Source organism: Amycolatopsis sp. MJM2582, from assembly GCF_000754115.1.
GTDB classification, from domain to species: Bacteria; Actinomycetota; Actinomycetes; order Mycobacteriales; family Pseudonocardiaceae; genus Amycolatopsis; species Amycolatopsis japonica.
This window is the reverse complement of the sequence record NZ_JPLW01000001.1, coordinates 223,386-249,045: the sequence shown is the minus strand read 5'-3', so window position 1 is coordinate 249,045 and position 25,660 is coordinate 223,386. Positions and strand designations below refer to the sequence as shown.

Here is a 25,660-nt window from a genome sequence, read left to right as displayed (position 1 = left end):
ATTGGGGCAAGCTTAATTGCCCGCCCACGCCTCCCAGACCGCGCCTCGGCCCAGTGTCGCCCGTCGCCCGACGGCCCGCCGCTCGACCAGCGTGCGCGGCAGGCGGACGGCGACGGCGCCGAGGACGCGGCACCGGAGGCTCGGACGGAAGTTCGGTGCCGCCGGTTTCCCTCGGAGGGGCAGCACCAGGGTGAGCACGGCGAACTTCACCAGCTGGCGGATCGCCACCGCGCGCGGAGCACACCGCAGCAGGGTCAGGAGGCGGTTGCGTTCATTCCACAGGTGGAACCGGACCGAACCCGGCCGGGTGCTCGCGCCATGCTGATGGGTGACGTCGGCTTCGGCGCTGACGACGTCCCAGCCCGCCAGCCGCAGCCGCCACGCGGTGTCGGTGTCCTCGTAGTAGCAGAAGTAGGAGGCGGGGACGCCGCCGACGGAACGGAGCGCCTCGACGTCGAGCACGGCCGCGCCCCCGCAGAAGCCGAAGATCTCGTCGGCGGATTCCGGCAGGTCGGCGCCGTGACCGTCGGCGGTCAGGCGGACGCCGGTGGACTGGACGGTCCCGTCGGCGAGCGTCAGGCGGGCGCTCACGGCGGCGGCGAGCGGCGCCTTCGCGAGCGTGTCTTCGCAGGTCGCGAGCCAATCCGGGCTCGGCGCGGCGTCGTCGTTGAGCCAGGCCATCAGCGGAGTGTCCACTTTGTCCAGTGCGGCGGCCATGGCGCCCGCGTAGCCGGTGTTGTGCCGCAGCCGGAGCACTTCGGGTTTCGACGGATGGGCGGCGAGCAGGGCGGCCGTTCCGTCGTCGGAGGCGTTGTCGACGACCAGGGTCCGGTGCGCGCGGGACTGGGCGGCGAGGGCGTCGAGGCAGGCGGTGATGTGCGCGGCGCCGCGCCAGGTGACCACGACGACGGTGGTGCTGGTCATGGTGGAGAGAATAGAGACCATGCCCGAACTGGTCGTGCTCGCCGAGCAGCTGCTGGCGCCGGTCCCCGGCGGGACCGGCCGCTACACCGGTGAGCTGCTGCGCGCGCTCGCCGAGACGGCGCCGCCGGGCTGGACGGTGTCGAGCGTCGTCGCGCGGCACGCCGACATCGAAGCCGCGGTCGTCGAGGGGGTCGAGGGGCCGCGCGTGCTGCCGATCCCGCCCCGGGCGCTCATCGCCGCTTGGCAGCTGGGCCTGCCGTGGTGGCCGGGCGGCGACGCGGTCCACGCGCCGACACCACTCGCACCCGCCCGGGTGCCGAAGGGGCGGACGTTGTCGGTCGCGGTGCACGACACCGTGCCGTGGACGCATCCCGAGACGCTGACCCCGCGCGGCGTCGCTTGGCACAAGGCGGTGATCGCGCGGGCCGCGTCACGGGCGACCGCGCTGACCGTGCCCACGCAAGCTATTGCGGACGAGCTCGCCGCGCTGGTGCCGGTTTCGGTGCCGGTGCGCGTGATCCCGCACGGGGTGCGGCCGCCCGCCGGGTTCGCCGAGGTCGCGCTGCCGGAGAAGTACGTGCTCGCGATCGGGACGATCGAGCCGCGCAAGGGCATCGACGTGCTGATCGACGCCGCCGGCCGGATCGGCGTGCCGCTGGTGCTGGCCGGTCAGCCGGGGTGGGGCGGTATCGATCCGTCGGCGCTCGCGCGCGAGCACGGCGCCGACGTCCGGGTGCTGGGGAAGGTGAGCGACGCGGAGCTGGCGTTCGTGCTGCGGGGCGCGTCGGTGCTGGCGATGCCGAGCCGGGCGGAGGGGTTCGGGCTGCCGCTGATCGAGGCGATGGCGGCCGGGGTGCCGGTGGTGCATTCGGACGCTCCCGCCCTGGTCGAGGTGGCCGGGGGAGCGGGCGTCACCGTCCCCGTCGGCGACGCGCAAGCGCTTGCGGATGCCCTTCGCGGCGTCCTCGACCAGCCGGAGCGTGCGGCAGCCCTGCGTGACAGTGGTCTCAGTCGTTCGAGTGAGTTCACCTGGCAACGAGCCGCTTCGGCGGTTTGGGGGCTCCACCTGCGCTAGCAGTTTGTCGGTTCCCCACCGCGAACGCAGTGCACCGCCGTACCCTCCTAGGGTGACCGATGACCCTCGCGTGCTTATCGACGCGACCGCCGTCCCCGCGGACCGGGGTGGCGTCGGTCGTTACGTGGATTCGCTGGTCGCGGCGCTGGACGAGGACGGCGCGCGGATCACCGTCGTCTGCCAGCCGCGGGACGCGGTGCTGTACGACCGGCTCGCGCCCGGCGCGCGGATCGTGCCCACGTCACCGTCGACGTCGACCAGGACGGCCAGGCTGACCTGGGAGCAGGCGACCCTGCCCCGGCTGGTCCGCCGGCTCGCCGCCGACGTCGTCCATTCACCGCACTACACGATGCCGCTGGCCAGCCCGGCCGCTTCGGTGGTGACGCTGCACGACGCGACCTTCTTCACCGACGCGGTCTTGCACTCTTCGGTGAAGGCGCGCTTCTTCCGCGCCTGGACCGCGACGGCGCTTCGCCGGGCGACGCTGTGTGTCGTGCCGAGCATCGCGACGGCGGCCGAGCTGGAACGCGTCGGCCAGGTCCGCACGGCGGAACTGGAGATCATCCACCACGGCGTCGAACCGGATCGGTTCCATCCGCCTTCGCCTGCGGAGATCGAGGCCGCGCGCAAGGCCGTCGGACTCGGGAAGACGCCGTACGTCGCCTTCCTCGGCGCGCTGGAACCGCGCAAGAACGTGCCCGCGCTGATCCGCGGCTTCGCGCACGCCGTGATCGGCAGGCCGAACCCGCCCGCCCTGGTGCTGGCCGGGCAGCCGGGCTGGGACTCGCAGGTCGAACGCGCGCTGGACGCCGTTCCGCACCGGCTGCGGGTGATCCGGGCCGGGTATCTGCCGTTCGACACGCTCGCCGGTTTCCTCGGCGGCTCCGAACTGGTCGCCTATCCGAGCCTCGGCGAGGGCTTCGGGCTGCCGGTGCTGGAGGCGATGGCGTGCGGTGCGAGCGTGCTCACGACGCGACGGCTTTCGCTGCCGGAGGTCGGCGGGGACGCGGTCGCCTACTGCGGTGTCGGCGCCGGAGACGTCGCCGCAGCCATCTCGGAGCTGCTCGATGCCCCGGCTCGCCGGGCCGAACTGGCCGAAGCCGCGCTTCGGCGGGCGAAGGAGTTCTCGTGGGCGACGACCGCGGAGCGGCACCGGGAGGCTTACGCGAAGGCTTGGCACCGGCATGCGCAGCGGCGGGCGAGCTGAGGTCCCACTTCCGCCAGGGGAGCCGTTCGCGGCATGTGGGGTATGCTTGAAGCGCGAGGTCCCGGTGGGGCCGAGTATGAAAGCCCGTGACGCGTCCGGACGGTCGTCTCGCGGGCTTTTCGCCGTTCAGAGTTCGATGATCGCGTCGACGAGCCGGTCTGCTTTCCGGCGCCAGTGACCGCCCGCGCCGAAACACCATCCCACCGCGTCGGAAATCCACAGCAGCGGCTCGGCGGTCGAGTTCAAGTGCTCGTAGGTGAGCTCGGTCTTGGAAGGCCGATGGCCGAGAGCGCGCTGCAATGTTCTGCGGTCGTGGACATCGCGGTGGTCACGCGAGTCGAGAACCAACCGGTGTGCGTTCTTGGCGAGTAGATCGGTGACAGCACGTTCAAGGCATTTCTGCCTGGTCTCTTCCTCTTCTTTCCGGGTGCACGAGCCCAGATACAGGATCGTCGTGACTTCCAAGGCGGCTATGCGGTCGATCAGTCGCCTGCGACGGGGTTCCTTTTCCTTCTTGAAGTGCAGTTCCCGTGCGCCAGGAAGAAGCAGTGCGGTCAGCTCTCGTCGCGACGGTGCCAGCTGTGCCGGGGGAACCAGCGTCATGCACAGGAGGTACCGCTGGTCTCGCACCGATTCGTCGATGAAGGCGTGCACGGGCATCGGTCCATTCTGCCTGCCGCTGATTGCGTAAAGCAGTCGGGTGCGCACGCTCTGTTGCGGCCGTGCAACCCGCGTGGCCGAGGTGGGTGGGCCGAAGTCGCGTTCGGTGACGGGTGGACAATGGCCGCGTGACTGAGCACCCCAGCTACGGCGACGGGATCGCCGTCGTGACCGTGACGTACTTCCCCGGCGAGACCCTCGAGAAGTTCCTCGACACCCTCGAGAAGGCGACGGACCGGGACGTCCAGGTCGTCGTCGCCGACAACGACTCCACGGACGGCGCGCCGGAGAAGGCCGCCCGCCGGGACAACGTCAAGCTGCTCAGCATCGGCGAGAACGTCGGCTACGGCACCGCCGCCAACCGGGGCGTCGCGGAACTCGACGACAACTACGGCTGGGTCGTCGTGGTGAACCCGGACCTCGAATGGGAGCCCGGTTCGCTCGACGCGTTGCTCGAGGTGGCCGAGCGCTGGCCGCGCGGGGGCGCCTTCGGCCCGCTCATCCACGACCTCGACGGCACGGTGTACCCGTCGGCCCGGCTGCTGCCGTCGTTCGGCCGCGGGATCGGGCACGCGGTGTTCGGCAAGATCTGGCCGGGCAATCCGTGGACTCGGCAGTACCGGCAGGAGACCGGCACCCCGGTCGAGCGCACGGCGGGCTGGCTTTCCGGGTCCTGCCAGCTGTTCCGTCGCGAGGCCTTCGACTCGGTCGACGGGTTCGACACGCGCTACTTCATGTACTTCGAGGACGTCGACCTCGGTGACCGGCTGTCCCGCGCCGGCTGGCTGAACGTGTACGCGCCTTCGGCCAGCGTCATGCACATCGGTGGTCACTCGACGTCGCAGGCGTCGGCGAAGATGCTGCGCGCGCACCACGACAGTGCGTACCGCTACCTCGCGGACCGTCACCGCGGTCTCCTGTGGAAGCCGGTCATGCTCGCGGTGAAGGCCGGGCTCGCGCTGCGTCTCAAGCTCGAAACGCGCCGGAAGTAGTCGTTCCGGCCACCGGAATTCACGCGACTGGGTTCCTCGTCGTCGTTACCGTCGGTGCATGGACTTCGCCGCACTGGACACCTGGCTGACGGAACGCGCCGGGGAGGATCGCTTCTCCGGAGTCGTGCTGATCCGGCGCGGCGACGAGACCCTGTTCGAACGCGGTTACGGCCTGGCCAGCCGCCGCTGGTCGGTGCCGAACGCGCCGGACGTCCGGTACGACACCGCGTCGATCACCAAGGTCATCACCTCGATCGCCGCAGTGCAGTTGGCCGACGAAGGCCGCTTGGACCTCGACCGCCCGATCGGCGAGATCATCGACCTCGGCGACACGATGATCACGGCCGGGGTGACGACGCGGCATCTGCTCACGCACACGTCCGGGATCGCCGACGACGCCGACGAGGAAGCGGGCGAGAGTTACGAGGCGTTGTGGGTCGACAAGCCGGTGTACTCGGTCGTCGAGACGCGTGACCATCTGCCCAATTTCGCTTACCGGACACCGAATTTCGCGCCCGGCGAGGGCTGCCGGTACTGCAATTCGGGCTATGTCCTCGCGGGGCTGGTGATCGAGGAGATCACCGGGAGGCCGTATCGCGACCACGTCCGGGAGGCCGTGCTCGACCGCGCGGGGATGACCGATTCGGGGTTCTTCGACCGGCGTGATCCGCAGCCGAGGGTCGCCGAAGGCTGGGACCCGATCCTCGACGGCGATCGGATCACCGGCTGGAAGCAGAACATCTTCAGCTACCCGCCGATCGGTTCACCCGACGGAGGGGCGTACTGCACCGTCGGCGATCTCGTGCGGCTTCTGCGGGCGATCCGCGAAGAACGGCTCTTGAGCCCTGAGCGCACGAAGGAGTTCCTCACGCCGCAGGTACTCCACAGCAGCGGAGTCTGGTACGGCTTCGGCCTCGAATTCGTGCCGGCACCGGACGGATCGGTGCGGCACTACTACAAGGACGGCGGGAACGTCGGCGTCTGCTCGCTCATGCGGCACTACCCGGCCGAAGGGCTGGATGTCGCGATGCTGTCCAACGCCACGTACGGCGGAGGTGCGGCGATCAAGGAGATCGATCGGCTGATCCGGAGGCCATGAAAGGTCCTTTCCTTGCAAATTTTGCAAGGAAAGGACCTTTCATGCCACGCGTGTGGAGGGGCTAGATGCCGTCCAGCCGGCGCGAAAGGTTCGAACGCCCCGAAGGGTTCTGCTTCACCGTCGGCACCAAGCCGCCGACCTCGTTCTCGACGGTCTCCGGCTCCGGCTGCTCGATCAGCGGGCTCTGCACCGGAGCGGCGGGCGGCCGCCGGGTGAGCGGGGTCGTCGCCTGCGGCAGCGGTCTGGTCTGCTGCGGGGTGCCGGGACGCCGGGGATACGGCTGCGGCTGGGTCGAGCCCTCGCCCCGCGCCGGCGGCAGGTCCAGCCGCGTCGTCGGTTCGGGTCCCGCTAGCGGGTGGTCGTTCTCCGCGATCAGCGAAGCAGGCAGCTGAGTGGTCGTGTCCGGGTCCGACGAACGGTCGATCTCGGCGACCACCGACCGGGGGATCTGCTGAGTGTTCGCGGAGTCCATCGGAGACGTCGCGTTGTCCGGTGTCACGACGAAGGCTCCACGCGCGCTTGCGCGTGCGAGCAAGGCGTCCGCCCGAGCACGGGGGTCCATTCCCCTAGGCCTCCCGACTGACCTGGGGCCCTCTGGGTTCAGGGCCGACTGTGTGATGTCTAGGGTAGGCCCTAGGAGCGGCCGCCGTCAGCAGACCCGCGAACGTCGTCCGACAAATATCGGCGTCAGGCTTCCATGTCCGAAAGGATCCGGGTGCTGGAGTCGGCCTTGTCCGTGCCGCCGATGCCGTAGATCATCGAGATGTTGTTCCGGGCCCCCGCCTCGACCTCGTCGGCGGGCAGCTCGTCGACGTTGCGCCGATCCCCACCGTTGCAGAACTCGAGCTCCGTGTCCGGGTACGCCGCGCGGATCAGGTCGAACGACTCGTTGATGCCGGGCCCCTGCTCGACGGCGATGTACACGTCGTCGACGATGCGCAGCGCGCGGACGATCCGGGCCCGGACGTCCTCGACCTGGATCACCCTGCCCTTCTTGAGGACCTGCTGGTGATCGTTGTTGACGATGACGATCAGGTAGCCGGACCTGGCCTGAGCGGCCTCGAACAGGTCGAGATGGCCCTGGTGGAGCGGGTTGAAGTACCCGCTGACGATCGAGGCCTTCGCCGGTCGCTCGGTCATCGTCGGTGTCCTCCGTAGGCGTACGGTTTCGGGTGGCCCGCTCACCCTAGCCGAGTGCCGGGTAGTTTCCGTGTGTGCGATTCCGTCCTGCCTTCGAGCTGGACCTGGACACCGTTCTGGGCCCGCTGAGCCGTGGGTCGCGTTCGCCCAACGTCGTCCGGACCGAGGGCGGGGTCACCTGGCTTGCCGCGAACACCGCGGACGGCCCGGGCACGCTCGCGCTGCTGCGGCGCGCGGACGGCGAGATCGAGGCGGAGGCATGGGGCCCCGGCGCGGACAGGCTGCTCGAAGGCGTCCCGGCGATGCTCGGCGCCCACGACGACGACTCCGGATTCGTCGCGCACCACGACGTCATCGCGTCGGCTCGGCGCCGGAACCCGGGACTGCGCCTCGGCTCGACCGGCCGGGTGTGGGACGCGCTGGTGCTCGCCGTGCTGGAACAGAAGGTGACCAGCACGGAGGCGCTCCGGTCTTGGGGCGAACTGTGCCGCTGGTTCGGCGAACCGGCGCCAGGCCCGGCGCCGTCACGGTTGCGCGTGCCGCCGACGCCCGTCGCCATCCGATCCATTGTGGACTGGAAATGGCATCGCGCCGGGGTGGATCTGAAACGGCGGACGACGCTGATCGCGGCGGCCCGGGTCGCACCGCGGCTGGAGAAGGCCGTCGAACTGAAGGGTGTCGAGGGCCGGGCCTGGCTGCGGAAGGTACCCGGCATCGGTGTGTGGACCGCGGCGGAGATCGCGCAGCGTGCCTGGGGAGATCCGGACGCGGTCAGCTTCGGCGACTACAACATCCCGTCGATGGTCGGGCACGCGCTCGTCGGCACGAAACTCGACGACGCCGGGATGTCCGAAGTGCTGGCGCCGTATTCGCCGCAGCGGCAGCGCGCGGTGCGCTACCTCTCGACGGCCGGATTCCGGCGGCCGAGGTTCGGGCCGAAGATCGAACTCCGCGACTACCGCGCGATGTGACTCAGTTGCCCCAGCCCTGCGGCGGGTAGGGCTGCTGCTGGCTGGGGTACTGCGGCGGCTGCTGCGGGTACTGCTGGTACGGGTACACCGGGGGCTTCGGCTTGCTGAGGGCCTTCACCAGGAAGAAGATCCCGACGCCGACGCCGGCGAGGAACAGGATGACGACCAGCAGCATCAACACGGAGACTCCCATTCGGTGAGGCTAGCCCAGCGCGGCGTCGACGATCGCCTTGGCCTCGTCGCGGCCGAGCCCCAGCTTCCTGGTCAGCGCGGCGTAGTCGGCGGCGGCCTGCCGGGCCCGCTCCCGGCTTTCGTCACCGACCGCGCTCACGAACGTCCCCGCCCGGCCACGGGTTTCGATGAGACCGGCTTCTTCGAGCTCGCGGTAGGCCTTGGCGACCGTGTTCGGGGCGATGCCGAGGTCTTCGGCGAGTTTCCGCACGGTCGGCAGCTTCGCCCCGACGGGCAGCGTGCCGTCGTTGATCCGCTCCGCGTAGGCGGTGCGGACCTGCTCGAACGGCGGGACCGAAGAATTCGGGTCGACCCTGACCATGCGGTTTCTCCCTGCTGGGGTTACTGGCTGGGCGGGACCACCTGGGTCCGGTCGCCGCCGCCACCGGGTACGACCTGGGTGGCGTCACCGGAAACCACCTGCGTGCGGTCGGCGTTCGCGGGCGACACGACCTGGGTGCGGTCGGCGTTCGCGGGGGAGACCACCTGCGTGCGGTCGGCGGCCGCCTGCTGCTGCGGGGACACGACCTGTGTGCGGTCCGCGTTCGGGTCGATCGGCGGCCCGGCCTGCGGAGGCGGCGGCGGGAAACCGGGCTGGGGCATACCGGGCGCGCCGAACGGGCTGGGCGCCGGGGCGCCGGGCGGCGGCGCGAAACCCGCCGGGGCCGGAGCCGGAGGCGGCGGGAAGCCGGGCGCCTGGCCGAAGCCGGGCTGAGGGGGTGGCGGGAAGCCGGGCTGCTGCTGCCAGTTGCCCTGCGGGGCGGGGCCGCCGGCGGGCGGAGGCGGCGGCGGGAAGCCCGGAGCCGGGCCGCCACCGCCGAAGTTCGGGTTCTGCGGGAAGGTCATCGGCGGTTTCTTCGCCTGGTTGACCTTCACGATGATCACCACGATCACGATGATGACGACGATGATCGCCAGCACCAGCAGAAACCAGCCGAAGCCTTCACCGTCACCGCTGCTGTGGACCCGGACCCGGTCCAGGTATGGCGTCAGTGTCGTCAGCATCATTCCCCCTTAAGAACGTCAGCCGACACCCTAACGGCCGGACGCCGCGGGCACGGCGGCTTCCACCAGTTCGGCGAGATCTTCCGACCCTTTCGGGAGGGAATTCACCGGCCACCAACGAAGATCGTCCGATTCGTCGCTTTGGACCGGTTGTGCCCCGCGGGGTGCGCGCACCACGAAACGCACGTCGAAATGCCGGGTCGGCACGCCGAGCGAGCACGTGATCGGGTGGACGTCGAGATGCACCGGAGCCGGGTCGATCACGAGGTCTTCGATACCGGATTCTTCGCGTGCCTCACGAAGGGCGGCGTCCGCGAGCGTCGCGTCGCCGGGTTCGCAATGCCCGCCGAGCTGCAGCCAGCGGCCGACCCGCGGATGCAGGGTGAGGAGCACGTTCTCCGCGTCGGCGTCGAGAAGGACGGCCGAGGCGGTGATGTGCCCGGCCGCGCATTCGCGGCGGCAGACGTCGTCTCGTGCGGCGAGGAAACCGAGATAGGCCTGGCGCAAGGATTCCTGGGCCGCGTCCGCCGGTCGCCAACCGGACAATGTGGACACGACGTCTTCGTGCAGGGTCACAGTTCGAGAAGTCCTTCACCGGGTTCGACGGGGCCGCGCGCGGGCGGGAGGGCGGCGGGATGGCCGATCGCGACCGCGCCGAGCGGTTCCCAGCGCTCGTCGAGGCCGAGGACGTCGCGCACGATGGCGGACGCGAAGATCGTCGATCCGATCCAGCACGAGCCGAGGTCTTCGGCGGCGAGCGCGACCAGCAGGCCCTGCACGGCAGCTCCGCCGGCGACGGTGAACATCGTGTGTTCACAAGCGTTCCGGCGGTCGTCGGGGTAGGTGTGCGCGCCCTCGGCGACGAGGAACGGCACCACGACCTCGGGCGCGTTGTACAGGATGTCGCCGCGGCTGAGCCGTTTCGCGACCTGATCCGGCGTGAAGCCGTCGCCTTCGAGATCGGCCTGCCACGACGCCTTCATCGCGTCGAGAAGCTTGCGGCGCAAGCCTTCCTCGCGCAGCCACACGAACCGGACCGGCTTCGTGTGATGCGGCGCGGGCGCCGTCAGCGCCGTCCCGACCGCGCGGCGCAGCACCTCGGGATCGACCGGCTCGTCGGTGAACGACCGGATCGACCGCCGCGCGAGCACGGCTTCCCGGCGGCCCTGCGCGATGGATTCGTTGGTACCGAGGCGGAACAGGTCCTCCTCGACCGGCCGGAGCAGTTTCCTGGCGGTCGAGCCGTCGTCAGTGAGCCGAAGGCCGCGCACGACGGCGACCGGCGTCCCGCCGAGCTTGCCCTTCACCAGATCCGCCGCGGCGGCCAGTTCGTCGGCGATCGCCACCTCGGTGACGGCGAGTTCGTTGCCCTGGCTGTCGACCTCGCCCGCGTACGAATGCAGCACCCGCAGGCCGGACGCGCCGATCGCGGCGTCGGTCTGCCCGATCCGCCACGCGCGGCCCATCGTGTCGGTGACCACGACCGCGATCTCGACGCCGAGCCGCTCACGCAGCCCGTTCCGCAGCGCGAGCGCGGACGCGTCCGGATCCGACGGCAGCAGTGCGACCTCACCGGAGGCCACGTTCGACGCGTCCACGCCGGACGCCGCCTGCACGATGCCGAGTTTGTTCTCGGTGATCACCGTCCGGTTGATCCGCGCGATCACGCGGACGGACTCCTCCTCGACGAGTTTGCGCCGGGCGGCGTCACGCTCCTCGGGATCGGACGGGACGCGGATCAGCATGCCCTCGGCCTTGGAGACGATCTTGCTCGTCACGACCAGGACGTCGCCCGAACGCAGCCACGGGGCCGCCTCGACGATCGCGCCGGTCAGGTCGTCGCCGGGCCGGAACTCCGGCAGGCCCTCGACCGGCAGGATCTCGATCTTCGCCGAAGCGTGGTCAGTCAACGGAAACTCCAGCCAGATCGAAGGCGGCAAGCACCATCGCCGCGGTCGCGTCCACATCGGACATCAGCAAGGGCACGTCGCGGACGGCGACGCCCGGCACGTCGACGGTTTCGCCCTCGGCCACCAGCCAGCCGTCGAGCACACCGTCGGTGGATTCCTTGCGGGAACCGTAATGCCGCCCGACGGCTTCGGCGGAGGTCTCCACGCCGATCGCGCTCAGGCACGCGTCGGCCATACCGCGCAACGCCTTCCCGCCGATGATCGGCGAGACACCGACGACCTTGGCGCGCGTTTTCCGCAGCGCGTCGCGGATTCCCGGGACGCCGAGCGTCGTGCCCACCGAGACCACCGGATTCGACGGCGCGAACAGCACGACGTCGGCGGCCGCGATCGCGTCGAGCACGCCCGGCGCGGGCTTGGCCTCGTCGGCGCCGACGGCGATGATCGAATGCGCCTTCGGCTCGGAGCGGTAGCGCACCCACCACTCCTGGAAGTGGATCGCCTTGCGCTGGTCCGGATCCTCCGGATCGTCGATCACGACATGCGTTTCGACGCGGTCGTCCGACATCGGCAGCAGGCGCACGCCCGGCTGCCAGCGATCGCACAGCGCCTCGGTGACCTGGGACAGCGGATAGCCCGCGCGCAGCATCCGCGAACGGATGAGATGCGTCGCGATGTCCTTGTCGCCCAAGCCGAACCAGGTCGGCTCGGCGCCATAAGCGGCGAGCTCCTCCTTGACCGTCCAGGTCTCGCCGGCGTGGCCCCAGCCGCGTTCGGTGTCGATCCCCCCGCCGAGGGTGTACATGCAGGTGTCCAGGTCCGGGCAGATGCGCAGACCGTGCATCCACACGTCGTCCCCGGTGTTCACCAGCGCGGTCACCTCGTGCGGCGATTCCGGCGCGGAACCCGTCGCGGGCAGACCCAGTGCTTGCTTGACCCCCAGCAGGAAGCGGGCCCCGCCCACTCCGCCGACCAAAATGACGACCTTCACGACGGGCGATCCTCGCACGTCCCCGGAGCGGGAGCCCAGTAGCGGTACCTGTGGTGCTCCGTACAGCCCAGGCTTTCGTACAGCTTCAGCGCGCCGGAGTTCGCCATCGCGACCTGCAGGAGCATCCCGGTCGCGCCCTGACCGGCGCCCCAGGCGCCCACGGCGTTCATCAGCCCGCGGGCCAGCCCTCGCCGCCGGAACTCCGGCCGTACCTCCAAACGGGCGATGTGCAGCCACTCACCGACGACCGCTCCGCGCACCGCGCCGGCCGTGACGCCGTCCAGTTCCACGATCCCGAAGCCGACCTTGCCGGTGCCGAGGACGTGACGCGGCGCCTCCGGCGGGTCGGCGCTGCCCGCCGTCATCTCCCACCATCCGGACGTCGGCTCGTCGAGAATCACCGCTTCCGCCGAGGTCCCGCGCGAGAGCGGCCCGGTGAGCAGGCGAACCTCGTGCGCGGGCCGGTGTTCCACATAGTGGACCCAGCCGGAGGCGGCGAGATCGTCTTCGAGAGACGTGTTCTGGATCACCTGAACGACCGGCGGGATGGCATGATCGTGGGCGAAGTCACAGACCGCCCGCAGGGCGTCTGGCAGCGGTTTTCCCGGGTCACCGATCGCCAGGGCGCTGTTGGCCCGGGCGGTGAACCCGTCCGCCCAGCGGAGCCGCCAGTCACCGATCCGGCTCTCCAGCAGGGGAGTCCAAGCCCGGCTACAGGTGAGCTCGAGCATTTCCGCACTGTTCACGGTTAGATTGTGCCAAGGAAGGCAGTGGAGGGACCCCGATGAGCATCGCGCGCAAGGACGACAGGCACAACGAAGACCTGGTTCGCGAGATCTCCGACGGCTTCAACCGGGCGTTGGGCGCGGAAAAGGCCGTCGAGCAGGACGAGAAGGACGCAGCGGCGACGAAGCCCGCCGCGCCGCAGTTCGTCATCACCGGGGACAGCAGGGCCACTCCGCCGCCACGCCGGAAGGACCGCTGAAGGCCCATACCCGGGGTATGGATAAGGGTGGCCTAAGCGGGCCGGTCGCGCCCGTGGGCGCGTAATGTCCGTTGCAGACTGGTGAAGCAGAGATAAAGCAGGAGTACGCAGTGACCTACGTGATCGCCGAGCCCTGCGTCGACGTGCTCGACAAGGCGTGTATCGACGAGTGCCCCGTGGATTGCATCTACGAGGGTGACCGCATGCTGTACATCCACCCGGACGAATGCGTCGACTGCGGTGCCTGCGAGCCGGTCTGCCCCGTCGAGGCGATCTACTACGAGGACGACGTCCCCGACGAGTGGAACGACTACACCAAGGCCAACGTCGACTTCTTCGACGAGCTCGGTTCGCCCGGTGGCGCCTCCAAGGTCGGCAAGACCAGTCACGACCCCGCCTTCATCAAGGCTCTTCCCCCGCAGGGCGAATGAGCCGGGTCGCTCTTCCCGATTTTCCCTGGGATTCCCTCGCCGAAGCCAAGGCGAAGGCCCAGGCGCATCCCGGCGGCATCGTCGACCTGTCGATCGGTACGCCGGTGGACCCGGTCCCCGAGAGCATCCGCGCGGCGCTCGCGTCCGTGTCGGAGATCCCGGGGTACCCGACCACACACGGGATCCCCGAGCTCAGGGCCGCCGCGATCGAAGCGCTTTCGCGGCGGCACGGCATCTCGGGTGTTCCCGAGGCCGCCGTGCTGCCGACGATCGGCTCGAAGGAGCTGGTCGCTTCGCTGCCGCGGCAGCTGGGCTTCGGCCCCGGTGATCTCATCGTCATCCCCGAGGTGGCGTACCCGACCTACGAGGTCGGCGTGCTGCTGGCGGGTGCTTCGCTCCTGCGCGCGGACAGCACGTTCGCGCTCGGCCCCCAGCGGCCTTCGATGCTGTGGCTGAACTCGCCGTCCAACCCGACCGGGCGCGTGCTCGGAGTCGACCATCTGCGCAAGGTCGTCGACTGGGCGCGGGAACGCGGCGTCGTCGTGGTGTCCGACGAGTGTTATCTGGCGCTGGGCTGGGAAAGCGAGCCCGTGTCGATCCTGCACCCGGACGTGCACGGCGGCTCCCTCGACGGCCTGCTGGCCGTCCATTCGCTGTCGAAGTCCGCGAACCTCGCGAGCTATCGCGCCGGATTCGTCACCGGTGACCCGAAGCTCGTCGCCGGCCTGCTGGAGATCCGCAAGCATTCCGGGCTGATCGTGCCGCGGCCGGTGCAGGAGGCCATGGTCGCCGCGCTGAAGGACGACGAAGCGCTTGCCGTGCAACGGGAACGCTACGCGCGCCGTCGGCTGGTGCTGCGGAAGGCGTTGCTGGACAGCGGTTTCGAGATCTCGCACTCCGAGGCGGGGCTGTATCTCTGGTCCACGCGCGGCGAATCCGCGCTCGACACGGTCGACTGGCTCGCCGGACGCGGGATCCTCGCCGCGCCGGGCACGTTCTACGGGCCGACCGGTGGGAACCACGTCCGGATCGCCTTGACGGCGACGGACGAGCGGATCGACGCCGCCGTGGAGCGGCTCACCGCCTGATCGGCTTCAGGACACGTCGCGACCGGTGAAACCCCGGTAGACGAACCGCGTCAGCGCCTCGACGGCTTCTTCTTCCGAGATCGCCGACGGGTCGAGCAGCCACGTGTGCGCGAAACCGTTGACCAACTCGGCCATCATCGCGAGCGTGACCTGCTCCGACGCCGGGAGTTCCATGCCCGCCGCGGTGATGTACCCGAGGTGGTCGAGGATGTCCGCCGCCTGGTCGGCGCCGAAGCGCGCGTAAGTGCGTGCGAACTCGTCGCTGACCATCGCGGCCTGGCGCAGCGCGAGCATCGTCGCGGCGTTGTCGCGGTGGAAGTTCCAGTACTCGCGGACATGCCAGCGCACGGCCTGCGGGTCGGTGAAGTCGGGGATGTGCTCCGGTGAGGCCGCGTTGACGTCGCTCTCCGCCGCCAGATCCTCGAGAAGCGCTTCGAGCAGTTCTTCCTTGCTCGCGAAGTGGTTGTAGAACGAACCCGCCGCGCGTCCGGCCTCCGCCGTGATGTCGGTGATCTTGGTGTTCAGGTACCCCTTCGCCGCGAAAACGCGCTTCGCCGCCTCCTTGAGTGCGGCCTCGGTCTCCGCCGCCTTCTCCTTGCGGCTCATCGCCGTCATCGGCACCTCCTTGACACGGAAGGCTAGCAACGAGCATAGTGAATCCAGATTCACTGAATCCTAATTCACTGGAGGAGAGATGACCGAAGTGCTGATCGCGGGGGCCGGGCCGACCGGGCTCACGCTGGCCATCGACCTCGCGCGCCGCGGCGTCGGCGTGCGGATCGTGGAGAAGGCCGAGACGTTCTTCGAGGGCTCGCGTGGCGACGGCCTGCAGCCGCGCACGCTGGAGGTCTTCGAGGACCTCGGCGTCCTGGACGCGGTACTGGCCGCCGGGCAGCCGCCCGTGGCGATGAAGATCCATCTGGGCGGCGAGGTCGTCGGCGAGCGCTGGATGGCCGAGCTCGCCGAGCCGACGCCGGACGTGCCGTATCCCAACGGCCACTTCCTCGGCCAGTCGCGGACCGAGGGCATCCTTCGCGAGCGGCTCGCCGAATTCGGCGTCCAGGTCGAGCTCGGCACGCCACTGCTCGGTTTCGAGCAGGACGCCGACGGGGTGACCGCCGAACTGCCGGGCGAGCGCGTCCGGGTCGACTACCTCGTCGGCGCGGACGGGGGGAAGAGCTTCGTGCGCAAGGCGCTCGGGATCGCGTTCGAGGGCACCACCGACGAGTCGGTCCGCATGTTGCTGGGCGACGTCCAGGCCGAGGGGCTCGATCGTGCGTACGGGCACTGGTTCGCGAAGCCCGAGGATCCGATGTCGGGGATCGTGCTCACGCCGCTGCCGGGGGTGCCGCATTTCCAGTTCGGTGCGCCGCTGGGCGAGGAGGAGGTCGAGGCCTCGCTCGGCACGTTGCAGTCCCGGCTCGACGAACTGTCCGGCGGCGGGGTCCGGCTGCACGATCTCGCCTGGTCGACGGTGTGGCGGCCCAATATCCGGCTCGCGGAGCGGTTCCGTGACGGTCGCGTGTTCCTCGCCGGCGACGCGGCGCACGTCCACCCGCCGACCGGTGGGCAGGGGCTCAACACCGGGGTCCAGGACGCGTACAACCTGGGCTGGAAGCTCGCCGACGGTTCACCGGAGCTGCTCGACAGCTACGAGCCCGAGCGTCGCGGGGTCGCCGCGCGGGTGCTGAAGATCAGCACCGAGATCCTCGAGAAGTACAAGGAAGGCACCGAAGACGCGCACGAGCGCGGCGAGAACACGCGTCAGCTCGACATCGGCTACCGCGGCGGCCCGCTCGCGCCCGCGGCGACCGGCCGGATCCGGCCCGGCGACCGCGCCCCGGACGCGCCGCTGAAGGACGCGAACGGCAAACCCGTCCGGCTGTTCGAGCTGCTGCGCGGCCCGCAGGCGACGCTGCTGGTGTTCGGCGACGGTCCGGCCCCCGAAGGCGCGCGGCGGATCCTGCCGCCGGGCAGCGCACTGTCCGATGTGGACTTCGAGGACGTGGGCGGGCACGCTTTCGCGGCGTACGAAGCCGTGAACGGGCGGCAGGTGGAGATCCGCCCGGACGGCTACATCGGCGGGCTCACCGCCTGAGCGGCCGCGTCGACCTCCGCCCAGACGTCGCGCCACACGGCACGGACCTCGGCGCGGCGCAGTAGTTCCTTCTCGGCGACCCGGCCCGCGATGAACGCGACTTCGGCGTCGACGGACGCCACCACGCCACGCATCCGATCCGCGGCGACGCAGGCGTCCTGGTGCTCCCCGAGGACGGTCTGGAAGTTCTTCGTGGCCTTGATCAGCCGCTGGATTCGTTCCGCTTGCTTCTTCTTCGCCGCGGGCTTGGCCATTTCGGCGGCGTAGCGGAGTTTCTTGCCGTAGATGCGAAGCGCGTGAAGGTCGTCGTCCGGGGGATCGGAGGGAAGCGCCTTCACAGCCTTCGCGAGCTTTCGATGCGGCTTCGCGAGACCGGCGACGAGATCGGCCGAGGTCTGGGGGCTTTCATCGGCTTCCTCGGTGGCGGGCTGCCGGGCGAGACGGCCGATGTCCTGCAGCATCGAGGCGTACCGGGGGCTGGCGAGCGCCCGGGTGAGCCGCCGCTTCGCGACACCGCGTTCGGTGACGAACTTCGAGACCAGACGGCGCGCGGCGGGCTGGTCGCGCACCTCGAATTCGGCGACGACCTCGCGGAGGTGCCCGATCAGGACGTCGTAGTCGCGGACGTCGCCGAGGGACTGGCCGAGCCAGCCGAGTTCGGTGCGCACGGGCTCGGCGTCCGGGCCGACGAGGCGGCCCGAGAGTTTGAGGACGCTCCGCATGCGGCGCAGCGCGACCCGCATCTGGTGGAGGTCTTCGGGATCGGTACCGGATTTGGTGCCCGGTTCGTGCGCGAGGAGGGCGCGGATCTCGACGTCGAGTTTGACCCGGACGTGGGTGGCCGCCGGATCGCCCGGTCCCGCTTTCGCGGGCCGGTCGCCGAGCCCGAGCGCGGCAGGAGTGGTCGAAGGGACGTTCTTGCGCGGCAGGGTCTCGGCTGTCACAAGATGAATTCTAGGTGAACCGGCAAGGTGGTCCAGGCCGTGAGAGAAGCAAGGGACCTTTGCTACCGCCCTCCGGGGGAGAGTGGTAGCAAAGGTCCCTTGCTCTCTTTCTCTGGCTTCGGCCTTGGTGACTGTGTGGGTTTTGGGTCATCCAACGCACCAAAATCCACACGGTGGCCAGTGTCGCTACGCGGGGTGAGGGGTGTGTGGAAATAGGGACACTCAACGTCTCTGTTTCCACACACCCTCTGCCGTCCGCCCGGTCCAGCCTGGGCGGTAGCAAAGGTCCCTTGCTCTCTTTCCGCAGGTCAGTTGGCGTGCAGTGCCGCGTTCAGCTCGATGCCGACACCGGTGCGCGCGACGACCTCGACGGCGCCGGTCCCGGAGTTCCGCCGGAACACCGCACCCGAGATGCCGGACAGCTCCAGCGCCTTCACGACCTTGCCCTCGAAGGTCACCTTCGTGCCGGCCGTGACGTACAGCCCCGCCTCGACGACCGAGTCGTCGCCGAGCGAGATGCCGACGCCGCCGTTCGCGCCGATCAGGCAGCGCTCGCCGATCGAGATGGTCTCCTTGCCGCCGCCGGACAGCGTGCCCATGATCGACGCGCCACCGCCGACGTCGGAGCCGTCGCCGACCACGACGCCCGCCGAGATCCGGCCTTCGACCATCGAGGCGCCGAGCGTGCCGGCGTTGAAGTTGACGAAGCCCTCGTGCATGACCGTGGTGCCGTTGGCCAGGTGCGCGCCGAGGCGGGCGCGGTCGGCGTCGGCGATGCGGACGCCGGTCGGCACGACGTAGTCCACCATCCGCGGGAACTTGTCCACGCCGTAGACGGTGACGTTGCCGCGCGCCCGCAGCCGCAGCCGGGCCGCCTCGAAGCCCTCGACGGGGCACGGCCCGTGGTTGGTCCACACGACGTTCGCCAGCAGGCCGAAGATGCCGTCGAGGTTCGCGCCGTGCGGCCGGACCAGACGGTGCGACAGCAGGTGGAGGCGCAGATAGACGTCGTGCGTGTCGCCGGGGGCGTCGGCGAGCCTGGCGATGGTCGTGCGGACCGCGACGACCTCGACACCGCGGTCGGTGTCCGGGCCGAGCTGGGCGGCGGCGGCCTCACCGAGGGCCTCGGAGGCCTCCTCGGCGGTCAGCCGCACCGTGCCGGCCTTGCCTTCGGTGCCGTCGATCAGCTTGGGCAGCGGGAACCAGGTGTCCAGCACCGTGCCGTCGGTCGTGACGGTGGCCAGTCCGACGCCGGTGGCGCCGGTCGTTTCGGGGTCAGGGGTCTGCTCGCTCACGTCCTGAACGGTAACCCAGTGACCCTCCTCAGCCGCCGACGAGGCTCTTCACACTGGTCAGCGCCGTCGCCATGTCGCCGAGCGCCTGGCCGCACGGTCCGCCGGGAGCCGCCACGTCCTGGCAGTTCGCGGCGCGGAAGGCGGCGATCGGGCGGTCGAGGACGTCGGCGTGCGACGACAGGTCCGGGCGCCGCTTGCGGATGCTGCCCGCGGCGCTGGAGAGTTCGGTGACGTACTTCTGGCAGCCCTTGGGCGATTCCGTCCCCGGCGCCAGGTAGCACTGGTCGGTCGTCAGCGCTTTGAGCTTGATCGGCAGCACGTCCGGCCCGGTGCTCTGGGTCGGACGGACCTTCACCGGGACTTCCCCCGATCCGCAGCCGCTGAGTACCAGGAGGAGGGCGACCAAGATCGTTCGCATGCGCACTCCTTCACGGTAGCCCCGGGCGCCCGGCGGTACGGTGCGGGCATGCCTTCGCTCGATCTGCACGCGGACCCCGTCGACCTCACCGCCGCGCTGGTGGACATCTTCAGCGTCTCGGACGAGGAGAAGGTCATCGCGGACACCGTGCAGGCCGCGCTCCAGGCGCAGGCGCCGCATCTCGAGGTGATCCGCAACGGTGACGCGGTCCTCGCCCGCACGAACCTCGGCCGTCCGTCGCGGGTGCTGATGGCCGGGCATCTCGACACCGTTCCGGTCAACGAAAACATGCCCGTGCGCCGCGAGGGGGCCGGTGACGACGAGATCCTGCACGGACTCGGCACCGTCGACATGAAGAGCGGCGACGCCGTCTTCCTGCATCTCGCCGCCGCCCTCCGGGAGCCGAAGCACGACGTCACCTTCGTGTTCTACGACTGCGAAGAGATCGAAGCGACGAAGAACGGCCTCGGGCGCATCGAACGCGAGCTGCCCGAGTGGCTGGGGGCCGACCTCGCGATCCTCGGTGAGCCATCGAACGGGGGAATCGAGGGCGGCTGCCAGGGCACGATGCGGATCGAGATCCGCGTCGAAGGCGCCCGCGCGCACACGGCGCGCGGCTGGATGGGCGTCAACGCGATCCACGGGCTCGCCGAACCGCTGCGCAGGCTGGCCGAGTACACGCCGCGGGTGGTCGACATCGACGGCCTGACCTACCGCGAAGGGCTCCAGGCCACGAAGATCGGCGGCGGGGTCGCGGGCAACGTCGTGCCGGACGAGGCCGTGCTCACGATCAACCACCGCTTCGCTCCCGACAGGAGCGGCGAGCAGGCCGAAGCGCACCTTCGCGAGCTCTTCGAGGGCTACGACGTCGAGGTTGTCGACTTGTCGCCAGGAGCGTTGCCCGGGCTGAGCGCTCCTGCGGCGGCCGAGCTGGTCGCCGCGGCCGGCGGCAAGGCGGTCGCGAAGCTGGGCTGGACCGACGTCGCGCGCTTCGCGGCTCTCGGGATCCCTGCGGTCAACTTCGGACCCGGCGACCCGACGCTCGCGCACACCCGCCAGGAGAACGTGCGGGCGGGCGAGATCCGGCAGGTCGCTTCGGTGCTGCGAGCGTTCCTCAGCTAGCCAGGGCGAGGAATTCGTCGAGAGCCGCCTCCGGGCCGCCGTAGGTGAGGTGCGAGATGGCGAACATCGGGGCGATCACGCGGCTCCAGGCGTACAGCCGGTCGCCGTCGAGCCCGCACGCGGCCGCCACCACCTGACACCGGACGTCGACACCCTCGCGTCCGGCGCCGCCCACCACGTAGTCGACGGCGTCGAAGCACGGATCACCCACGCACGCCTTCGGATCGATCGCGATCAGGCCGCGCGGGCCCCCGTCCAGGACGTTGCCGAGATGCAGATCGCCGTGGAGCAGTACGACCTCGGCCTGCGTGTCCAGCAACCGCTCGCAGCGCTCGATCGCCCGCCGCCAGGTGGCCGGGCCGACCCGGGCGGCGATGTCCGGTTCGGTGACCCGGCGGCCGATCCGGTCGAAGGACTCCTCGAACCGGCCGCGCAGGCTCCACGGCCAGCCTTCGGGCGGGGCCACGGAGTGCAGGGCGGCGAGCAGCTCTCTCCATTGCCCCGGCAGGGTCGATGACGGCAGGTTCTCGGCTTCGGTGCCCGGCTGGATCTCCTCCAGCACCATCGCACCGGCGTCCGCGTCGGCGGCCAGGACGGCGGGCACCCGGCCCGACGGCGCGAACACCCGCAGCATTTCGAGCTGTTTGGTCAGCAGCGGCCCGTCCGGGCTGAGTTTGAGCACCGCCGGTGTCCCGTCGGACCACCGGCAGCGCAGGACGACGGACGAGGCTCCGCTGTCGAACAACTCGCCGAGCGCGAAGTCCCATCGGGAGGCCAGGCGTTCTGCGAGGGCGGGCACACCGGCGAGCCACCCTTCGGCATCGGCGCCGAAGCGGCCGACCAAACGGGTGCCGATGTCGTCCAAGTCCACTTCGGTCACTGGGAAACGTCCTCCTCGGCTCCGAGAAGGAGCAGTCCACGCCGCAGTACGTCCGCGGCCTCTTCGAAGCGCCCCTGATCGCGAAGGAGCTCTCCCGCCTTGTCGATCGAAGCGGCCAAGACGCCGCGAGCGTCGCGGAGTGCCGCTACGTCAATGGCGTGCGCGAAGCCCGCTTCGGCTGCTTCGAGGTCTCCGCGAGCCAGCGCCAGCGACCCCTGCTGGAACACGAGGGACGCGAAGAGCGGCGAGTCCGCGGGGATGGCTTCGGCCGCTTCGGAGAGTAGACCGGCGGCGTCGTCGAGACGACCGAATTCGCGGCAGACGTCGGCGAGCACCAGCGTGACGGCGTGATCGGGCGCGGCCGCGCGTGACGCGCGAAGGTCCGCGAGAGCGCCTTCGAGGTCGTCGGCGCGCCGGACCAGCGCTCGCGCGAACAGACACCGGGCCAGCATCGGCCGCAGGGCTCGTTCGTGGAGCAGGTCGTGCAGCGCCGACACGGCGGCGACGGCGTCGGCCACCCGTCCGTCACCGAGATACGCCTCGGCCAGCCGACGCTGGTTCTCGGCGAGTTCGGCCAGGATCTCCTCGTCGCCGCGAGCCAGCCGCAGTGCCTCTCCCGCGTGATGCGCGGCCTGGACGGTCTCGCCGAGACGGAGCTGCCCGTCGGCGAGGTACGCGTGCAGCGTCAGCAGGAGCACCGGATGCGGATGACGGTCGAGGCTCGCGTCGAGCGCCGTCCGGAGCAGGTGCATCGCGTGGTGCGGCTCGCCCCGGCCGACCAGGACGTTCGCCTGCAGCGCGGCGGCCAGCCCCCGGTACGCCGGGATGTCGTTCGCGAGCGCGGTTTCGGCGGCGGCCACCAGCCGGGGCCGGGTGTCGCCGTGGGCGGATCGCGCGAGCCACAGCCAGGCGAGTCCGGCCTGGCGGTCACGGCCGATCTCCTCCGCCCGCCGCGCCAGCCGTCGCATCTTCGGCGCCGAACCGTGCCCCGCCAGGAAATCCACCGCGGCCGCCGCGATGTCCAGGTCGAGCCGGACGTCGTCGCGCGGCGAAGTCACGCCCAACAGCTCACCGGTGTCCACACTGAGCCGGGTGGCGAAATGGCGCACCGCGTCGCCGGACGGGGTCCGCGCGCCCGTCTCGACGGAAGAGACGTACGCGGCGGTGTAGTGCGGCTCGGCGAGCTCGCGCTGGGTGAGGCCGCGTTCGGCGCGCAGCCGCCGCAGTCGTCCACCGACCTCCTCGTCCATACCCGAGAACGATACGGGCGACCGCGGCCGTACTGACTCGTGAGTGGTAAGGAGGGTTGGAACCGTCCTTACCACTCACGAGGCTTCAGCGGCCCTGCAGGGATTTCACGTTCTGGCCGAAGGTCCAGTTCCGCGAACCGTCCCAGTTGATCGACCAGGTCATCAGGCCCTTGAGCGAAGGAATGCTGCGGTACGCCTGGGAAACCAGGCTCGGCGACATGTAACCGCCACCCGCACCCGCCTGCGCCGGCAGGCCGGGGGCCTGCTTGTCGAAGGGGACGCGGATCGTCTGGCCCTGGATCACCAGGCCCTTGTCGAGGCAGTTGGTCTGCGCGACGAAACCCTGGACCGTCCCGGCCTGGTACGAATCGCCGGAGCAGCCGTACATGCTTCCGTTGTAGTACTGCATGTTCAGCCACCACAGCCGGCCGTTGTCCGCGTACTTCTTGATGATCGGCAGGTACGCGCCCCAGATCGAGCCGTAGACGACGCTGCCACCGGTGACGTACGCGGTCTCGGGCGCCATGGTGAGCCCGAAGTTCGGCGGCATCGCGGCGAGGACGCCGTCGATGATGCGGATGAGGTTCTTCTGCGACGCGGAAAGCGTGTTGATGTTCCCGCTGCCGGTGAGGCCGGTTTCGATGTCGATGTCGATCCCGTCGAAGTTGTACTTCTTCAGGATCGGCACGATGGTCGCGACGAATTTGTCCGCCACGGTGGCCGAATTCAGATCGATGCCCGCGGTGGCACCGCCGATGGACATCAGGATCGTCGCGCCCGCGTCCTTGGCGGCGCACATTTCGGACGGGGTCGCGACCTTCACAGTCGCGTCCATCCCATCCTCCCATTTGGCCGTTCCGTCGGACAGGATGACCGGAAAGGCAGCGTTGATCACGTTGTACCCGTTGGCTTTGATCCGGGCGTCGGTGATCGGGATCCAGCCCAGCGGCGGATGGACGCCGTTCGAAGCGCCGTCCCAGTTCTCCCAATAGCCTTGCAGGACCTTGCCCGCGGGCTTCGATTTGACCGCGCAGACCTCGGCGTCGGGCGAGGCGTGTGCCGGGCTCAGTACGACGAGTGTGGTGACGGCGAGTACCGCCGCGCCGGTGATTGCGAGCAGCCGTGAGACGCGACCGAACATACCCAGCTCCCATCTCGAAAGCGGTTTGAACGAACAGGAAGCGGCCGTTCGGCTCAACATAGGTCGCGGTGCCCGGCCCCCGCTACCGACGATCGGGTGGTCTAGACCAGATATCGAAGAGTTGCCCGAAAATCCCTCTCACGCACGAAGGCCATCTCACGAGGCCGGGTGTCCTCGTGAGATGGCCTTCGCCATTCGGATGGTCAGACGGTGATGGTCCAGCTGTCGAGCGTGCCGGTGTCCTGCGCGTAGGCGTCGTAGATCACGAGCGTCCAAGTGCCGGAAGCGGCTTCGTTGGTCACCGGGACCGAGTAGTTCCGCGTGCCGAGGTCGGTACACGGAAGGGATCCGGTGGGCTTGACCGAGTACGTGCTGCCGTCGGGCGCCTTGAGGCTGATCCGCAGATCCTCGGAGCAGGTGTGCGTTCCGGTGATCGACACCTTCACCGGCGACGTCGCCGTACCCGTCGCGCTGGACGTGATCGGGCTGTTGACCGTCGCGTAGTCGTTGAGCGCGTAGTCGGTGCCGTTGGTGAACGTGCGCACGCTGACGTCGCCGACGGTGAGCGTGTACTGCGCCGTGCGGTCCACCGAGGTCCCGTCACCGGTCACGGTGATCGTGCTGGTGCCGTTGGGGGTGCTCGCCGACGTCGCGATGGTGAGCGTCGAAGAACCGCCCGACTGCACCGAAGCGGGGTTGAACGTCGCGGTGGCTCCGGCGGGGAGGCCGCTGGCGCTCAGCGAAACCGTTTGTGCCGCACCGGAAGTCGTCGTGGTGTTGACCGTGACGGTCGTCGACTGTCCAGGTTGGACGGTGCCGGAGGACGGGGACAGGCCGAGCGAGAAGTCGGGGCCCGTCGACGTGCCGACGGCGAGCTTCCAGAGCGCGTAACCGATCGCGTCGCTGTTCTTCTCCAGCGGGGTGTCCGGGATGTTGGACAGCGTGTCGCACGCGCGGTGGTAGCAGCTGTCGAACGCCTGCCCGGCGGTGCCGCCCCATTTCTGTTGCTGCGCGGAGCTCTTCGTGTAGCCGGCGCCGGTCGCGAGACCGCCGACCGGGATACCCGCGCTCTTGAACGACGCGTGGTCCGAGCGGCCGTCGCCTTCGGTGTCGCCCTCGGTTTGGATGCCGATCGTCCGGAAGTATTCGTCGAACACCGCCTTGACCGAAGCGACGTCGTCATAGACGAAGTAGCCCCAGTTGTCGGAGCCGATCATGTCGAAGTTCAGGTATGTCTTGATCTTCGTGCGCTCGGTCTGCGGCAGGCTGTTGACGTAGAACTTGGAGCCGCGCAGGCCGGACTCCTCGTCGGCCCACCAGCCGAAGCGGACGCGCTTGGCCATCGCCGGGTTCTCGCGGGCCAGCGTCAGGGCGACTTCGAGGATCGAGGCCGAACCCGAGCCGTTGTCGTTGATACCGGGACCGGCGCTGACGCTGTCGAGGTGCGCGCCGAGCATGATGACCTGGCTCGCGTCACCCTGCGGCCATTCCGCGATCACGTTCTGGCTCGAACCCGCGCAGCTCGAACAGGTCTGCAGTGTGACGTTGTAGCCGGCGTCGCGCAGTTTCTGTGCCACATAGGACACCGATGCCGGATAGCCCGGCCGCCCGGAGGCGCGGTTGCCGCCGTTCTGGTTGGCGATCGTCTGCAACGCGCTCAGATGCGCCTTGACGTTGGCGAGCGAGATGTCCGGTGCGGCGGTGGTGGTCGCCTGCGCGGGCGCGGCGACGACACCGAGTACGGCGGCCATGCCGACGACGGCCGCTCCTATTCGCTTTCCCCACTTCATGCCGGGGTGTTCC

29 protein-coding genes are annotated in these 25,660 nt (G+C 69.8%); 10 read left to right on the top strand and 19 right to left on the bottom strand.

Features of this window, described 5'->3' with window-relative positions:
- Positions 1–12: 12 nt before the first annotated feature.
- Positions 13–924, bottom strand: coding sequence for a glycosyltransferase family 2 protein (locus ED92_RS01135; protein ID WP_037332236.1), 912 nt, complete (start codon positions 922–924; stop codon positions 13–15).
- A gap of 19 nt (positions 925–943) precedes the next feature.
- On the opposite strand from ED92_RS01135, the gene ED92_RS01130 reads away from it, so the two are divergent.
- Positions 944–1,999 (top strand): glycosyltransferase family 1 protein, encoded by a 1,056-nt coding sequence (locus ED92_RS01130; protein ID WP_037332235.1) that lies wholly within the window; start codon positions 944–946, stop codon positions 1,997–1,999.
- A gap of 70 nt (positions 2,000–2,069) precedes the next feature.
- Positions 2,070–3,206 (top strand): glycosyltransferase family 1 protein, encoded by a 1,137-nt coding sequence (locus ED92_RS01125; protein WP_037332234.1) that lies wholly within the window; start codon positions 2,070–2,072, stop codon positions 3,204–3,206.
- Positions 3,207–3,332: 126 nt separating this feature from the next.
- Here the strand turns inward: ED92_RS01125 and ED92_RS01120 are convergent, their stop codons facing one another.
- Positions 3,333–3,866, bottom strand: coding sequence for a hypothetical protein (locus tag ED92_RS01120; RefSeq protein WP_037332233.1), 534 nt, complete (start codon positions 3,864–3,866; stop codon positions 3,333–3,335).
- Positions 3,867–3,994: 128 nt separating this feature from the next.
- Here ED92_RS01120 and ED92_RS01115 point away from each other — a divergent pair, with 128 nt between their 5' ends.
- On the top strand, positions 3,995–4,858 hold the full coding sequence (locus tag ED92_RS01115) for a glycosyltransferase family 2 protein (protein WP_200882659.1): 864 nt from the start codon (positions 3,995–3,997) through the stop codon (positions 4,856–4,858).
- 58 nt (positions 4,859–4,916) lie between these two features.
- A complete protein-coding gene (locus tag ED92_RS01110; protein WP_037332231.1) occupies positions 4,917–5,957 on the top strand; it encodes a serine hydrolase in 1,041 nt (346 codons plus the stop codon).
- Between the two features lie 61 nt (positions 5,958–6,018).
- Here ED92_RS01110 and ED92_RS01105 read toward each other — a convergent pair whose 3' ends face one another.
- Both ED92_RS01105 and ED92_RS01100 read right to left on the bottom strand, forming a co-directional pair.
- Positions 6,019–6,456, bottom strand: coding sequence for a hypothetical protein (locus tag ED92_RS01105; protein WP_081975671.1), 438 nt, complete (start codon positions 6,454–6,456; stop codon positions 6,019–6,021).
- 188 nt (positions 6,457–6,644) lie between these two features.
- On the bottom strand, positions 6,645–7,097 hold the full coding sequence (locus ED92_RS01100; RefSeq protein ID WP_016331402.1) for an HldE family cytidylyltransferase: 453 nt from the start codon (positions 7,095–7,097) through the stop codon (positions 6,645–6,647).
- Positions 7,098–7,171: 74 nt separating this feature from the next.
- Here ED92_RS01100 and ED92_RS01095 point away from each other — a divergent pair, with 74 nt between their 5' ends.
- Positions 7,172–8,068 carry a DNA-3-methyladenine glycosylase gene (locus tag ED92_RS01095; protein WP_037332224.1) on the top strand — a complete coding sequence of 299 codons (897 nt, stop codon included), beginning with the start codon at positions 7,172–7,174 and terminating at the stop codon, positions 8,066–8,068.
- Between the two features lies 1 nt (position 8,069).
- On the opposite strand, the gene ED92_RS42865 is transcribed toward ED92_RS01095, so the two are convergent.
- Genes ED92_RS42865 through ED92_RS01060 form a run of 7 tightly spaced genes read right to left on the bottom strand, consistent with a single transcriptional unit; the run spans position 8,070 to position 12,936 of the window.
- Positions 8,070–8,261 (bottom strand): hypothetical protein, encoded by a 192-nt coding sequence (locus ED92_RS42865; RefSeq protein ID WP_037332221.1) that lies wholly within the window; start codon positions 8,259–8,261, stop codon positions 8,070–8,072.
- A 9-nt stretch (positions 8,262–8,270) separates the two neighbouring features.
- Positions 8,271–8,621: a GntR family transcriptional regulator gene (locus tag ED92_RS01085; protein WP_037332219.1), complete on the bottom strand. Its 351-nt coding sequence runs from the start codon at positions 8,619–8,621 to the stop codon at positions 8,271–8,273.
- A gap of 20 nt (positions 8,622–8,641) precedes the next feature.
- Positions 8,642–9,304, bottom strand: coding sequence for a hypothetical protein (locus tag ED92_RS01080; protein ID WP_233629594.1), 663 nt, complete (start codon positions 9,302–9,304; stop codon positions 8,642–8,644).
- A 30-nt stretch (positions 9,305–9,334) separates the two neighbouring features.
- Positions 9,335–9,880 carry an NUDIX hydrolase gene (locus ED92_RS01075; protein WP_037332216.1) on the bottom strand — a complete coding sequence of 182 codons (546 nt, stop codon included), beginning with the start codon at positions 9,878–9,880 and terminating at the stop codon, positions 9,335–9,337.
- Positions 9,877–11,214, bottom strand: coding sequence for a coenzyme F420-0:L-glutamate ligase (locus ED92_RS01070; protein WP_037332214.1), 1,338 nt, complete (start codon positions 11,212–11,214; stop codon positions 9,877–9,879). The genes ED92_RS01075 and ED92_RS01070 overlap by 4 nt, the downstream gene beginning before the upstream one ends.
- Positions 11,207–12,205 carry a 2-phospho-L-lactate transferase gene (cofD, locus tag ED92_RS01065; protein ID WP_037332212.1) on the bottom strand — a complete coding sequence of 333 codons (999 nt, stop codon included), beginning with the start codon at positions 12,203–12,205 and terminating at the stop codon, positions 11,207–11,209. The genes ED92_RS01070 and cofD overlap by 8 nt, the downstream gene beginning before the upstream one ends.
- Complete coding sequence (locus ED92_RS01060) at positions 12,202–12,936, bottom strand: N-acetyltransferase (protein WP_037332210.1); 735 nt, start codon at positions 12,934–12,936, stop codon at positions 12,202–12,204. The genes cofD and ED92_RS01060 overlap by 4 nt, the downstream gene beginning before the upstream one ends.
- Positions 12,937–12,989: 53 nt before the next feature.
- Between ED92_RS01060 and ED92_RS01055 the strand changes: the two genes are divergently transcribed.
- The 3 genes from ED92_RS01055 (at position 12,990) to dapC (ending at position 14,709) form a co-directional block, all read left to right on the top strand.
- Positions 12,990–13,190 (top strand): hypothetical protein, encoded by a 201-nt coding sequence (locus ED92_RS01055; protein WP_037332209.1) that lies wholly within the window; start codon positions 12,990–12,992, stop codon positions 13,188–13,190.
- 110 nt (positions 13,191–13,300) lie between these two features.
- Positions 13,301–13,621 carry a ferredoxin gene (gene fdxA, locus ED92_RS01050; protein WP_016331413.1) on the top strand — a complete coding sequence of 107 codons (321 nt, stop codon included), beginning with the start codon at positions 13,301–13,303 and terminating at the stop codon, positions 13,619–13,621.
- Positions 13,618–14,709: a succinyldiaminopimelate transaminase gene (gene dapC, locus ED92_RS01045; RefSeq protein WP_037332207.1), complete on the top strand. Its 1,092-nt coding sequence runs from the start codon at positions 13,618–13,620 to the stop codon at positions 14,707–14,709. The genes fdxA and dapC overlap by 4 nt, the downstream gene beginning before the upstream one ends.
- Positions 14,710–14,715: 6 nt before the next feature.
- On the opposite strand, the gene ED92_RS01040 is transcribed toward dapC, so the two are convergent.
- Positions 14,716–15,324 carry a TetR/AcrR family transcriptional regulator gene (locus ED92_RS01040; RefSeq protein ID WP_037332205.1) on the bottom strand — a complete coding sequence of 203 codons (609 nt, stop codon included), beginning with the start codon at positions 15,322–15,324 and terminating at the stop codon, positions 14,716–14,718.
- 79 nt (positions 15,325–15,403) lie between these two features.
- Between ED92_RS01040 and ED92_RS01035 the strand changes: the two genes are divergently transcribed.
- Positions 15,404–16,807: an FAD-dependent monooxygenase gene (locus tag ED92_RS01035; RefSeq protein WP_037332204.1), complete on the top strand. Its 1,404-nt coding sequence runs from the start codon at positions 15,404–15,406 to the stop codon at positions 16,805–16,807.
- Here the strand turns inward: ED92_RS01035 and ED92_RS01030 are convergent.
- The 3 genes from ED92_RS01030 to ED92_RS01020 form a co-directional block, all read right to left on the bottom strand.
- Positions 16,783–17,751: a CHAD domain-containing protein gene (locus ED92_RS01030; RefSeq protein ID WP_037332202.1), complete on the bottom strand. Its 969-nt coding sequence runs from the start codon at positions 17,749–17,751 to the stop codon at positions 16,783–16,785. The two genes, ED92_RS01035 and ED92_RS01030, sit on opposite strands and share 25 nt — an antisense overlap.
- A 308-nt stretch (positions 17,752–18,059) precedes the next feature.
- Positions 18,060–19,046, bottom strand: a complete 987-nt coding sequence (gene dapD, locus ED92_RS01025) for a 2,3,4,5-tetrahydropyridine-2,6-dicarboxylate N-succinyltransferase (RefSeq protein ID WP_037332200.1) — start codon at positions 19,044–19,046, stop codon at positions 18,060–18,062.
- 28 nt (positions 19,047–19,074) lie between these two features.
- On the bottom strand, positions 19,075–19,470 hold the full coding sequence (locus ED92_RS01020; RefSeq protein ID WP_052120195.1) for a hypothetical protein: 396 nt from the start codon (positions 19,468–19,470) through the stop codon (positions 19,075–19,077).
- A gap of 42 nt (positions 19,471–19,512) precedes the next feature.
- On the opposite strand from ED92_RS01020, the gene dapE reads away from it, so the two are divergent.
- Positions 19,513–20,586 (top strand): succinyl-diaminopimelate desuccinylase, encoded by a 1,074-nt coding sequence (gene dapE, locus ED92_RS01015; protein ID WP_037332197.1) that lies wholly within the window; start codon positions 19,513–19,515, stop codon positions 20,584–20,586.
- Here the strand turns inward: dapE and ED92_RS01010 are convergent.
- From ED92_RS01010 to ED92_RS00995, 4 genes are all read right to left on the bottom strand, one after another.
- Positions 20,579–21,466 carry an aminoglycoside phosphotransferase family protein gene (locus tag ED92_RS01010; protein WP_200882658.1) on the bottom strand — a complete coding sequence of 296 codons (888 nt, stop codon included), beginning with the start codon at positions 21,464–21,466 and terminating at the stop codon, positions 20,579–20,581. The genes dapE and ED92_RS01010 overlap by 8 nt on opposite strands.
- On the bottom strand, positions 21,463–22,716 hold the full coding sequence (locus tag ED92_RS01005; protein WP_037332196.1) for a helix-turn-helix transcriptional regulator: 1,254 nt from the start codon (positions 22,714–22,716) through the stop codon (positions 21,463–21,465). Before ED92_RS01005 ends, ED92_RS01010 begins: the two co-directional genes overlap by 4 nt.
- Positions 22,717–22,801: 85 nt before the next feature.
- Positions 22,802–23,857, bottom strand: coding sequence for a chitinase (locus ED92_RS01000; RefSeq protein WP_037332194.1), 1,056 nt, complete (start codon positions 23,855–23,857; stop codon positions 22,802–22,804).
- A gap of 203 nt (positions 23,858–24,060) precedes the next feature.
- A complete protein-coding gene (locus ED92_RS00995) occupies positions 24,061–25,647 on the bottom strand; it encodes a M28 family peptidase (RefSeq protein ID WP_037332192.1) in 1,587 nt (528 codons plus the stop codon).
- Positions 25,648–25,660: the final 13 nt, after the last annotated feature.